The sequence below is a fragment of the Streptomyces sp. NBC_01198 genome, from assembly GCF_036010485.1.
Classification (GTDB): Bacteria; Actinomycetota; Actinomycetes; order Streptomycetales; family Streptomycetaceae; genus Actinacidiphila.
In genome coordinates, this window is the sequence record NZ_CP108568.1 from 4,374,395 (window position 1) to 4,386,009 (window position 11,615).

Annotated in this window: 11 protein-coding genes; 2 read left to right on the forward strand and 9 right to left on the reverse strand. The window is 71.3% G+C overall.

From position 1 onward, the window contains the following. Nucleotides 1–14: 14 nt before the first annotated feature. The 4 genes from OG702_RS19715 to OG702_RS19730 all read right to left on the reverse strand — a co-directional run bounded on the left by OG702_RS19715 (nucleotide 15) and on the right by OG702_RS19730 (nucleotide 4,827). Nucleotides 15–1,490, reverse strand: coding sequence for an MFS transporter (locus tag OG702_RS19715; RefSeq protein ID WP_327290218.1), 1,476 nt, complete (start codon nucleotides 1,488–1,490; stop codon nucleotides 15–17). 174 nt (nucleotides 1,491–1,664) lie between these two features. After that, nucleotides 1,665–2,477 (reverse strand): carbohydrate ABC transporter permease, encoded by an 813-nt coding sequence (locus tag OG702_RS19720; protein WP_327290219.1) that lies wholly within the window; start codon nucleotides 2,475–2,477, stop codon nucleotides 1,665–1,667. Continuing rightward, nucleotides 2,477–3,448 carry a carbohydrate ABC transporter permease gene (locus OG702_RS19725; protein ID WP_327290220.1) on the reverse strand — a complete coding sequence of 324 codons (972 nt, stop codon included), beginning with the start codon at nucleotides 3,446–3,448 and terminating at the stop codon, nucleotides 2,477–2,479. The genes OG702_RS19720 and OG702_RS19725 overlap by 1 nt, the downstream gene beginning before the upstream one ends. Nucleotides 3,449–3,450: 2 nt before the next feature. After that, complete coding sequence (locus OG702_RS19730; protein WP_327290221.1) at nucleotides 3,451–4,827, reverse strand: ABC transporter substrate-binding protein; 1,377 nt, start codon at nucleotides 4,825–4,827, stop codon at nucleotides 3,451–3,453. Between the two features lie 147 nt (nucleotides 4,828–4,974). Here OG702_RS19730 and OG702_RS19735 point away from each other — a divergent pair, with 147 nt between their 5' ends. Beyond that, on the forward strand, nucleotides 4,975–5,715 hold the full coding sequence (locus OG702_RS19735; protein ID WP_327290222.1) for a GntR family transcriptional regulator: 741 nt from the start codon (nucleotides 4,975–4,977) through the stop codon (nucleotides 5,713–5,715). A gap of 30 nt (nucleotides 5,716–5,745) precedes the next feature. Here OG702_RS19735 and OG702_RS19740 read toward each other — a convergent pair whose 3' ends face one another. From OG702_RS19740 to OG702_RS19750, 3 genes are all read right to left on the reverse strand, one after another. Continuing rightward, the gene (locus OG702_RS19740) at nucleotides 5,746–6,768 is read right to left on the reverse strand and encodes a BadF/BadG/BcrA/BcrD ATPase family protein (protein ID WP_327290223.1); all 1,023 of its coding nucleotides are present in this window, start codon (nucleotides 6,766–6,768) and stop codon (nucleotides 5,746–5,748) included. Further along, complete coding sequence (locus tag OG702_RS19745; RefSeq protein WP_327290224.1) at nucleotides 6,765–8,066, reverse strand: family 4 glycosyl hydrolase; 1,302 nt, start codon at nucleotides 8,064–8,066, stop codon at nucleotides 6,765–6,767. Before OG702_RS19745 ends, OG702_RS19740 begins: the two co-directional genes overlap by 4 nt. 65 nt (nucleotides 8,067–8,131) lie before the next feature. Further along, nucleotides 8,132–8,950 carry a 6-phosphogluconolactonase gene (locus tag OG702_RS19750; protein WP_327290225.1) on the reverse strand — a complete coding sequence of 273 codons (819 nt, stop codon included), beginning with the start codon at nucleotides 8,948–8,950 and terminating at the stop codon, nucleotides 8,132–8,134. A gap of 285 nt (nucleotides 8,951–9,235) precedes the next feature. On the opposite strand from OG702_RS19750, the gene OG702_RS19755 reads away from it, so the two are divergent. Further along, nucleotides 9,236–10,159: a DUF2199 domain-containing protein gene (locus OG702_RS19755; protein ID WP_327290226.1), complete on the forward strand. Its 924-nt coding sequence runs from the start codon at nucleotides 9,236–9,238 to the stop codon at nucleotides 10,157–10,159. A 60-nt stretch (nucleotides 10,160–10,219) separates the two neighbouring features. On the opposite strand, the gene OG702_RS19760 is transcribed toward OG702_RS19755, so the two are convergent. Together OG702_RS19760 and OG702_RS19765 are read right to left on the reverse strand one after the other, a co-directional pair. After that, complete coding sequence (locus OG702_RS19760) at nucleotides 10,220–10,849, reverse strand: LUD domain-containing protein (protein WP_327290227.1); 630 nt, start codon at nucleotides 10,847–10,849, stop codon at nucleotides 10,220–10,222. Between the two features lie 149 nt (nucleotides 10,850–10,998). After that, nucleotides 10,999–11,421 (reverse strand): Fur family transcriptional regulator, encoded by a 423-nt coding sequence (locus OG702_RS19765; RefSeq protein ID WP_327293294.1) that lies wholly within the window; start codon nucleotides 11,419–11,421, stop codon nucleotides 10,999–11,001. Nucleotides 11,422–11,615 lie beyond the last annotated feature (194 nt).

Consider the following 11,615-nt stretch of genomic DNA (forward strand, 5'->3'; position numbering starts at 1 on the left):
GCGCACCGCGGCGCCTACGGGCAGTTCTCCTCGTCCAGGTCCGTGTTCTTCCTGAACCGGGCGAAGAGCGGCGGGGAGTACCAGCCGGGACGCTCGCCGGCCATCCAGTCCTCCACCGACGGCTCCGGCGGGCGCACCCCGCTGGCCACGTAGAGGCCCGCGCCGATCACCCCGCCCGCGACGGCGAGCCCGAAGCAGATCCACAGGGCCGTGCGCGTACCCGAGTCGATGCTGTTGCCGACGGTGGCGGCGATGTAGATCAGGATCGGGGCGATCAGGAACGCCGCCACGGCCCGCAGCAGCTCGATGATCGCGAAGACGCGCTGCACGTTGTTGGAGCGCAGCGAGAAACCGGCGATGAACAGCGCGGGGACGACCGAGGAGCCGACGCCGATGCCGATCAGCCCGGAGCCCACGGCGGTGAGCGCGTCCGTGGGCGGCTTGGACGCGTTCATCACCAGGATGCCCGCGACCAGGAGGGTCAGGCCGACGAGGACGAAGTAGTGCAGCAGGCGGGTGTGGAAGACGGCGCCGAAGATGAAGGCGGTGAGCACCGCGCCGCCGAACTCCGGCAGGTAGAGCAGCCCCAGGTGCAGCGGCGAGAGGTGGTGCGAGAGCGAGGTCAGGGTCAGCGAGATCGCCGACACCGAGGCGGCCGCGGCGCAGATGGCGGCGATGATGCCGGCCACCGGGAGCGTGCTGACCAGGCTGCGCACGCACAGCAGCGGGTTCTTGGCCGTGTACTCGTGGACGAACAGGATGATGATCAGCAGCAGCCCGCCGAGCAGCGGCCCGGCCGCGGTGGGGTCGAGGAAGCGGTGGGTGAGCAGCCGCGAGGCGCCGAAGAACGCGGACGCGCAGCCGAGGCTGGCCAGGCCCAGCGCGATGTAGTCGATCGGCGCGTCCGGGTTGACCGGCGGGGTGTCACGGAAGGTCAGCAGGGACAGCGCGAGCGCCGCCGCGGCGATTCCTGCGATGATCCAGAACAGCGGCCGCCATCCGTGGTAGTTGGCCTGGATGCCGCCGACGACCGGCCCGAGCGCCACCGCGCCGAAGATGCAGACGTTCAGGATCACCGCGGTCTCGCGCAGCCTGGCGACCGGGTAGTCGATGATCAGCGGCGGTACGGCCGCGATCAGCAGCAGGCTGGTGCACAGGCCTTGCAGGACGTGGCCGATGATGAACATCGTCGGGTCGACCGCCGCCGCCGTGAGCACCGAGCCGATGACCAGCAGGCTGCCGTAGACGATCAGCATGCGCCGCTGGTGCAGATGCTGGGCGAACTGCACGGCAAGGACGGTGCCGACCGCGTATCCGGCGTTGGCCATGCCCGAGGTGATGCTCATGGCCTGCAGGCTCATGCCCAGCTCGTGGGCGATGACCGGCGTGATGGGCCCCAGCGCCGCCGAGAGTGCCAGGTAGGGGACCAGGGCGAAAACGACCATCGCCGCCACCACGGGATAACGGCCGGCCAGCGGACCTTGTCGCATCGGTCGAATTCTCCTCGTTCGGCGGGAAAAGCGGCGTTCAGTCACCATGGTGAACCGCCGCCGCCGCTCTCCCGCCAAGCGCAGCCGTTGAAGTCACCCGATCGACACGTGTGCCCCGGCCGCCTGGCGGTCGGGGCCTGCGTGTCGCGGCCTGCGTGTCGCGGGGTGCGCGGGTCAGCCCTTGACCGCGCCGGAGAGCATGCCGCGCAGGAACTGCCGCTGGAAGAACAGGTAGAGGATCACCACGGGCAGCGAGATGATCACCGCGGCCGCCGCCAGCAGGTTGACGTGGACCATGTAGCGCCCGGAGAAGGCGCCCAGGCCGAGCGTCAGGGGCTGGTGGGCGGGGTCGGACACCAGGATCAGCGAGAGGAAGTAGTCGTTCCAGGTCCACATGAAGCTGAGCAGGACCAGCGTCATGACCGCGGGCTTGGCGATGGGCAGGTAGATCCGCCACAGCGAGGTCCAGGAGTTGGCGCCGTCCATCTGCGCGGACTCCCCGATGCTGACCGGGATGGAGCGGAAGGCGGCCCGCATCCAGAAGGCGCCGAAGCCGACGCCCATGCCCACATGGGCCAGGATGATGCCCTGGTAGGTGTCGGTCAGCCCCTCGGACTGGAAGTCGTAGTAGAGCGGGACGATGATCGCCTCCATCGGGATCATCAGCCCGAAGAGCATCAGCGGGAAGAGCAGCCTCTCGCCGACCACGCCGAGCACTCCGAAGGCGTAGCCGCTGAGGATGGCGAGCACCGTCGAGAGGACCACCGCGGAGCCGGTGATGATCAGGCTGGACTTCAGGTACTGGCTGAAGTCGGCCTGCTGCCAGGCGTCGGTGAAGTTGGACCAGCTCAGGTGGCCGAGGTCCAGCGTGCCCGAGGTGTTCGGGCTGACCGCGACGCCGAGGATCCAGAGCACGGGGAAGAGCACCGCCGCGGCCAGCAGGGTCAGGACGGCGTAGTTGAAGACCTTTTCCCGGTTGGAGATCATCAGTCGTCACCTTCGGAGATCTTGACCACGACCAGCGAGACGACCAGCGAGACCACGGCGAGCACGACGCCGATCGCGCAGGCCGCACCGACGTCCGGATTGGCGAAGGCGCGCTGGTAGAGGACCACGGTCGGGGTGATGGTCGATGTCCCTGGGCCGCCCTTGGTGGTGAGCCAGACGATGTCGAAGACCCTGATGGCCCCCAGCATCGTCAGCGTCAGCACCACCGCGAGCTGGCCGCGCAGACCCGGCAGCGTCACCGTGAAGAACTCCCGCAGGGCGCCGGCGCCGTCCATCCGGGCGGCGTCGTAGAGCTCGCTCGGGATGTTCTGGATGCCGGCCGCGAAGAGCACCATGCACAGCCCGTACGCCGCCCAGGTCCCGGCCAGGCCGAGGGCGGGCAGCGCCCAGGTGTAGTCGCCGAGCCAGCCGCGGGCCAGGCTGCCGAGGCCCACTGCCCTGAGCACCGAGTCGATCGGGCCGTCCGGGGCGTAGATGCGCTTCCACACCACCGCGGCGACGGCCGGGGTGAGCACCTGGGGCAGGAAGAGCACCCAGCGGTAGACGGCGGCGCCGCGCACCTCCTTGCGCGCGGTGAGCGCGGCGCTCGCCATGCCCAGGAGGATCGGCAGCAGGGAGAAGAAGGCGATGAAGAACAGCGTGTGCGCGACCGCACGGCGCAGCGTCGGGTCGTGCAGGAAGCCGGTGTAGTTGGAGAACCCGGCGTTGGTCGCGGCGGTGACCCCGTCCCAGTGGACGAAGGACAGCCGCACCCCCTGACCGGCGGGCAGCAGCACCACGAACGCGTAGATCAGCAGCGCGGGGCTGAGGTAGACCAGCCCCAGCCAGCGGCGCCGCCGCCGGTAGGGGGCCGTCGTGCGGCTCCCCGAGGGGCGCCCGGGGCGGCCGGCGGCCGCCCCGGTATGCCCCGCGGCGGCGCCGCGGGTGCGGCTCTCGCGGACAGTGGACACCGTTACCTCGCCAGCGTCTTCACGAAGGCGGCGTCGTTCTGCTCGGCCGCGGAGACCACCGCGGCGGGCGTGGTCTTGCCGGCGAGCATGTCCTGCATGGTGGTGTTGATGGTGTTCAGCAGCGTCGGCGTGGACCAGTCCACGTAGGGCACCGAGGTGCCGTCGGTGGTGACCTGCTGGGCGATGGCCACGTCGTCGGTGAACAGCGGGTCGTCGGCGGGGGCCTTCACCTCCGGGTGCAGCAGCGGCATCGTGCCGTTCTGCACCGCGAGCTGGGCGGCCTGCGCGCCGGCGGCGAAGTTGAGGAAGGCCGCGGCGGCGTCGGCGTGCTTGGACTTGGAGGAGATGGAGAAGTTCGTCGCCGAGGAGGCGGTGGCGATCGGCTTGCCGCCGTCGGACCGCGGCAGGATGAAGGAGCCGAAGTTCTTCGACTGGCCGGCCTTGAGCGGCAGCGACCCGGAGTAGTCGAAGTGGAAGAGCCCCTGGCCGTTGACGAAGTTCTGGGCGGCGTCCGCGGAGGCGACGCCGGCGTAGTCCTTGGTCAGATACCCCTTGTCGGACCACTGCTTGAAGGTGGAGACCGCCTGCGGGAAGCCGGTGTCGGCGATCTTCACCTGGCCCTGCGAGTAGACGAAGTCGGAGATCTTGCGCTGGTCGCCGAGGGCGTTCATCAGCGAGAAGAGCGGCTGGGTGACCCCGCCCTGGTCGACGTTGCCCAGCGATATCCCGGTGAGCCCGGCCGCCTTGGCCTTGGCCAGGTCGGCCTGGAAGTCCGCGAAGCTGTGCGGGATGCCGGCGCCTATCTGCTTGAGCAGGTCGCGGTTGTAGTAGACCTCGATCAGCGAGGCGCGGGCGACGGGGGCGCCGAACATCGAGCCGATGCCCATCTCGGTGCCGTCCGGGCTGAACTCGTGCTCGCTGGTGATCGCCTGCGGGAAGGACGTCTTCCATCCGTAGGCCTTGGCGTAGTTGTCCAGGTTGAGCACCAGCCCGCCGCGGACCAGGGTGCCGAGCGACTGCCAGCCGTTGTTGGCCGGGACGATGTCCGGCGGGTTGGCGGACTTCAGCTTCAGCGGGAGGGCGGCCATCACGTCGCCCCAGGGCAGTGAGGTGCGGTTGATGGTGATATTGGGGTACTTGTGCTCGAATGCCGAGACCACCGAGCTCATCCAGGCGTTGTCGGTGCCGCCGGAGAAGTAGTCGAGCACCTGCAGTTTGACCTTGCCCATGGAGGCGGGGTCGGTGGCGACCGGCCCTGCCTTGGTGCTGTTCCCGGAGGCGCCTGCGTTGGTTCCCGGCATGCAGCCGGAGAGCAGTGCCGTCATCACGACCGGAACCAGCGTGGCGCCGATCCGCCCTGTTGTCCTGCGCGAGACCACGATGTCTCCTGTCGTCGGTGGACGTTTGGTGTCCGCGGGGGTACCGCGAGCCTAGGACTGGCAGACCAATTAGTCCAGATCTCCGGGAGCTGGTTTGTTTTTACCTATCTGGCTCTCCTGGTCCGGTCCCCTTGCTATCGTTGGGGGATGACAACCATCGGCGAGGACGTCGGAGCGGGGGCGGCGGTCACCCAGACCTACCGCCGGCTGAGCGAGGCTTTGCGGCGGGGCGCGTTCCCGGCGGGTGGACGGCTGCCGGGGGAGCGGGATCTGGCGGGGAGTCTGGGCGTGAGCCGTTCGACGCTCCGCCAGGCTCTCGGGCGGCTCGCCGACGAGGGAAAACTCGAACGCTCCTCGCAGCGCGGCTGGTTCGTGCGCAACGCGGTGGTCGGCGAACCGCCGAGCACCCTGCAGAGCTTCTCCGAGATGGCCCGCGCCCGCGGGCTGCGGGCGCGGTCGAGGATCCTCAGGCACCGGAGCCGCGCCGCCACCTTCGAGGAGGCCGAGCAGCTCGGTATCGCCCCGGCCGCGCGGGTGTTGGACCTGCGCAGGCTGCGCAGCCTGGACGACGTCCCGGTGTGCGTGGACAGCAGTGTCGTCGTCCTCGGCCTCGCCCCGGGACTGGACTCACTGGACCTCACCGACCGATCGCTCTACGAGTCCCTGGAGCAGGAGTGCGGGCTGCGGATCGCCCGCAGTTCGTACACCGTCCGGGCCGAGGCGGCCGACGAGCCCACCGCCGAGCTGCTGTTGATTGAGCCGGGGGCGCCGGTGCTGGTCGGCGAGGAGACCACCTACACCGAGGACGGCGCCACCGTGCTGACCGGCCGGATGACCTACCGCAGCGACGCCTACCGCTTCCAGGCGGATCTCTTCCGCGTCATCTGAACCGCGGCGCGGGCCGGCCGGCCTGACCGCTCAGGTGGCCAGGAAGTCCGCGGGCGGCATGGTCCGCGCCACCCGGGCCGCCACGGCCTCGGTCACCCGCACGCCGCTCTCGGCGAGCGCGTCGAGCAGCGCCCCCGCCACCGGCGGCAGGACGCTGCGGTGCGGCACCGCGTGCGGTACGTGCGCCGGCAGTTCCGCGAGCAGCGCCGCCGCGACGGGCGATCCCGGCGCCATCAGCACCGAGCCGGACAGCACCACGTCCACCGGGGCGCCGGCCGCGGCCAGTCCGGTGAAGCGGGCGGCCACGCCCGCGTAGGAGGCCATGTAGCGCCCCTGGGCGCGCACGATGTCGCCCGCCACCTGGTCGCCGCCCTGGGCCGTCGCGGTGACGACCCGGGCGCAACGGGTGCGGTCCCGGTGCCCGGCCCGCCCCTCGCGGCGGGTCAGCCAGTGGTTGAGCTCCGCGGCGGAGGGCTTGTCGAAGTAGTCGAGCAGCGCCCGGGTCAGCGCGGTCGGCGGGGCGAGGCCCAGCTCGGCGAGGAAGACGGCCTTGAGCGCCTCGTTGGCCAGGCCGATGGCGCCCATCGCGTGCTGGCCCCACCACCCCATGTCCCACAGCTCGCCGTTCGGCCCGCGGGCGGCGATCGCGGCGGCCGTCCCGCCCGCCAGCGCGATGCCGACGCCCGAGGGCGCCCCGCAACGGATGGCCGCGTAGCCGTCGTTGAGGATGCTGCGCCGCTCCAGTGCGGGCTGCCGCCGGCTCAGTGCCGCGTCCCAGTAGGCCGCGTCCTCCGGCCAGTCGACACCGGCCAGCCGGAAGGCCGCGCCGGCCGGCGCGGCCTGACCGGCGCCCGCCTGGGCCAGCGCCCCGGCGATCGCCGACATCACCTCGTCGACCGCCGCCTCCGCGGTGGGCGCGCCGTAGATGTCGCCGATGCCGGAGCGCCCGGCGCCCACCACCTCGCCCGAGGCGGTGGACACCAGTGCGGCGGTCTTGCTGTTGCCCGCGTCGACGCCGAGATACAGCGCTCCCGCGGTGGCCGGGTCCGTCACGGGAGCAGCCGCTCCGGCAGCCACGCGGACTGGGCCGCGGCCAGCTCGGCGTACATCGCCTCCGCGACGCTCAGCGAGGGCACCAGCGGGTTGGCCATCAGCGCGCGGACGGCGTCGGCGGCAGTGCCCTCCCACGCGGCCTTGGCGGTGAGGATCTGGTACTCGGCGAGCTGCTGGGTGATGCCCACGACCGAGTGCGGCAGCGGCTTCTGCGACTCGGGGTGGAATCCCTTGCCGTCGACGGTGCCCCACAGCTCGACCACGGTGGAGTCGGCGAAACCGGGCAGCCAGCCGCCGGTGTTGGTGATGTTGAACGGCAGGCGGGTCGCGGCGTCGTTGTAGTACGCGCTGATCGCGTCGATGGCGAGCTCAAGCTCGTGGATGCCGCCGCGGGATCGGCCCTGCTCCAGCCGGGGTGCGTCGGCGACCGCCTGCTCGCGGTAGTGCTCCCAGTAGTCGGGCAGCGAGTCCATGATGATCTCGGAGCGGGTCTTGGCCGCCAGTTGGTGCTCCCGCAGGATCTCGTCGCGGAAGTAGTAGTAGTTGAAGTAGTCGGACGGGATGGACTCCATCGCGACGGCCAGGTGCAGCGCGCGCAGCCCGTTGACGTCGTCTGTCGGCTTGCCCTTCAGCGCCTCGTAGCGCTCGCGCAGGATCGGGAAGGCGTCCTGGCCGTCGTAAGTGGCCTCGTTGGACCAGCAGTTGTGGTTGATGCCGACCAGGTTCGCCTTGAGCTTGGCGGGGTCCAGGCCCGCGGCCTTGGCGACCACCGGCGGGAAGACGATCGGGCCCTCGCAGAAGGAGGCGATCGGGATGTCGGTGTAGTCGGAGACGGCCTGCGAGACGATGTTGACCGGGTTGGTGTAGTTGAAGATCCGTGCGCGGGGCGCCACGTCGGCGAGGTTGGCGCACAGCTCCTTGATCACCTGGACCGAGCGCAGCGCCATCATCATGCCGCCGGGGCCCTGCGTCTCCTGGCCGATGACGCCGTACTTCAGCGGGATGCGCTCGTCGATGGCGCGGGCGCCGAAGCCGCCGGGACGGAAGCTGGAGAGCACCGCGTCGACGTCCCGCAGGCCTTCGCGCTGGTCGGTGGTGGCGGTGACGGTGATGTCCAGGCCGGACGTGCGGATCAGCTGCTCGGTGAGCGTCCTGACCACTTCGAGGTGGTCGGGGTCGAGGTCGATCAGCACGAACTCCGAGCCGTCGAACTCGTTGCCGTGGTGCATGAACGAGGCCATCGTTCCGGGAGCGCGTGAGGAGCCGCCACCGAGGTAAGCAATCTTGACGCGGGCCATCGATCCTCCAGGATCTGGTTGGGTTCCGGATACCCGGGTGTCCGGAGAGGTGGGGTGTGCGTGCGTCAGGCCGACGCGGACAGCGCCGCGGCGGCTTCGAGGGCGGCCTCGTCGACGTAGAGGCGCGGCTGGGCGCAGTCGGTGAAGATGGTGGCCGGCCAGTCGGGTTCGTAGTGCTCGGCGTCGGCGAGCCGGCTGACCGCCCGCGCCTTGTCGGTGCCGTGCGCGACCATCACCACGCGCTTGGAGTGCTCGCGGATGGTGCTGACGCCCACGGTCACGCCGTGCCGCGGGACGTCGTCCAGGCCGCGCAGGCTCGGGAAGGTCGCCAGGTTGTCCCTGCGGGTCTGCTCGGTCAGCGCCACCACGTGCGTGCCGGCGTCGGGCGGCGTGCCCGCGGGGTTGAAGGCGATGTGCCCGTCGCCGGCGCCGGAGGCCAGCAGGAACAGGTCGATGCCGCCGAGGGCTTCGATCTGCCGGTCGTAGGCCGCCGGGTCGGCGGGATCAGGCACCAGGAAGTGCCCTTCGGCGATCCCGCGCCCCGCACCGGCCGCCGCGTCCAGGCCCCGCACGATCTCGTGCCGGCCGAACCGCACGCAGCTGTGCAGGAGTTGGGGGTCGATCCGCCGGTAGGCGCCGGAGCGCCCGTCGCGGTCGACGTACTCGTCCATCATGACGATCACGACCTGGGAGAGGTCCAGGCCGCGCGCGGCCACCTCGTCGGCGAGGGCGCGGTACGTGCTGTGCGCGCTGCGCCCTCCGGGGCATCCCAGGACATACCGCCGCCCGTTGCGTGCCGCGTCGTCGATCTCGTCCGCGATCTCAGCGGCAAGAACGCGCCCCAGGGCTTCGGGGCCGCGGAACACAGTCGGTGCTACCCGCACAGAGTCACCTCCGTCATGGACCAGATACGCCACTGACCTTAGCCTGGTCTGACTGGTCCACGCAACGGTCTGTCCGGCTCATTCCGGCGGCACCCGCGCCGGCCGTCGCGGACCGCCGCGCGGATCGGCCGTGGCCGACTGGCGGTCATGGAGCGCGCGTTGGGACCGCCGGCACGCGCGCTCTTCGAATCCCCGCGCCCGCCCTCGCGCCGGCCGGCCCCGACCGGGTGCCGGCCGGTGCTCCGGCCAGGCGGGATCTTTCAGACACGGGCTAGGCTGCGCCGCATGGCCACCCACCCCGTACCGACGTGCGCATGCTGCGGAGTTCCCACGCCGGACGAGAAGCGGATCGACGTCCGCTTCAACCTGCCGGACCGGGTGGTCGGCGGCGCGGAGTCGGCGCGGAGGTATCCCAGCGGCCTGCGGGCGCTGCTGGAGACCGACGACGACGGCTGCTTCATCCGCTGCCTGCTGCCGATCGCCCTCACCGAGGGGACCGAGCTGGTCCTCGGCACGTGGCTGCGGGTCAGCGAGGCCGACCTGGGCGTGGCGCAGGAGTGCTGGGAGGCGCCGGAGTACGACGAGCTGACCCTCGAAGGGACGATCGCCAACGCCATCCGGCCCTGGGGGGACGACCTGCTGGGCGCGCCGGTCACCGTCGGGGTGCGCGACAGGAACGACATCCCCTACGTCACCGGTTCGCGGCGGCCCGAGGTGTCCCGGATCCTGACGACGACCTGGAACCGCGACTACGTGCTCAGCCGTTTCGCCCACGCGCTGCCCGTGCCCGTACGCACCCGGGCCGGCGACCGCTGGTCGATCGAGCGCACCCCCGGACTCGCCGAGAGCGCCGACGAGGGCGGCCTGCGGTTCACCGGCCCCGGCCGCACCGTCATCGTCAACGCGCTGACCCACCCCGACGCCACCGCCGAGGTGGACACCCTGCTCCCCGGGCTGCTGCGCGGCGCCCCCGAGGTGCCGCCCGGCCGGCGGATCACCGAACGGCAGCCGGGGCGGACCCGGCACGCGCTGTGGACCGCGGTGACCGGCGGCGGCCGGGAGCAGCACGAGTTCTACGGTTTCGACGTCGTCCCGGGCGCCGCCCTCGCGGTCGTCTGCATCTGCGACGACCGCGGCGACCTCGCCTGGGCCGAGCACGTCTGGCGTTCCATCAGCGTCGAGGAGGGCGCGGAAGCCGGGACCGGGTGACGGCGGCGGTGACTGCCCCGGTCCGGCCGCCCGCCGTGGGCGGCCGGACCGGGCACGCGCTCAGAAGCCGATGGCCTCGCGGACCAGCAGCACGGTGCCGCGGCCCGGGATGTGCTCGGCGTTGAGGATCAGCAGCCGGTTGACGGCGCTGGGCTTGCCGTAGGCCCCCTGCGCGCGGGTGTTCTCCAGCGGGAGGGCGTACTCCTCGACACGCCGCAGCGCGGTCTCCACGTCCGGGACCACCTTCTGCGCCCCGATGATCCAGATCGCCCGCCCGGCGCCGCCGGAGTAGGGCGGCAGCTGGCTGCCGCTGGCCGAGGCCACCACCAGGGACCCGGTCTCGGTGACCGCGGCCACGCTGCCCACGACGACGTCGGGGCTGGCCAGCAGCCGCCGGATGTCGTCGCCCTGGGTGACCCGGTCCATCGCCAGGACCTTCGGCTTGAGCGCTTCGTAGCGGCCGCCGGTGTTGATGTCCTCGTCGATGCCCGACAGGCGGGTGGTCTCGCTGGCCGAGGTGAAGACGCTGGCGCCTTCGGGGATCAGCTCCCGCACGCGGGCGCGCGCGGCGGCGGCGTCGTCGAGGATCTCCACGGCGAAGCCGTGCGCCGTCAGCGCGGCCGCCGTCCGCTCCAGGCGCTCCGCGGGCACGGGGTCGGCGAAGAGGGTCGCGGGAATCTGCGAAGTCATGGGCAACTCCTGGGCTGGTCGTCATGGGATGGCACGCACCCGTACGACAAGCCGGCCCGCCGGAATGTGACGGGGATCCCCGCATCCGGGCAGCGCAGGACCCGCCGGGAGGTATGACCGAGGTGTGAGGTGTGACACGCCCAGAGGCGCTACGGCCGGGCGGCCGCGCAGGCGGGGCACAGCCCGCGGTAGGTGACCTCGACGGCGGCGACGGTGAAGCCGAAGCGCTCGCCCGCGGGCAGGTCGGACAGCGGGTCGCGGCTGGGGTGGACGTCGCGGACGGTGCCGCAGCCGGAGCAGACCAGGTGGTGGTGCGGCCGGTGCGCGTTGGGGTCGTAGCGCCGGGCGCGGCCGTCGGTGGCCACCTCTATGACCTCGCCGAGGGATACCAGTTCGCCCAGGGTGTTGTAGACGGTGGCCCGGGAGATCTCCGGCAGCAGCACGGCGGCGCGGGCGTGCACCTCGTCCGCTGTGAGGTGGACGTGGTCGCCGTCGAGGACCTGCGCGACGACACGCCGCTGGGAGGTCATCCGCCAGCCACGCCCTCGCAGTCTTTCCAGCAGGTCACTCATATCGTTCACCTGTCACATGATCGTCTTCACGGCCGTCCTCGCGGGATGCCAGGACTTTACCAGCGGGTGTCCGTCTTTCGATGAGGTACGCGATTGGCCCGCTTCTTGACTTGGACTCTGTCCATCGTAGGATCGGTTCCGGCGGTAGCCAAGGGCCAGGACGAGTCGCGTACGGCGACCGGCCCGCGGGTGAC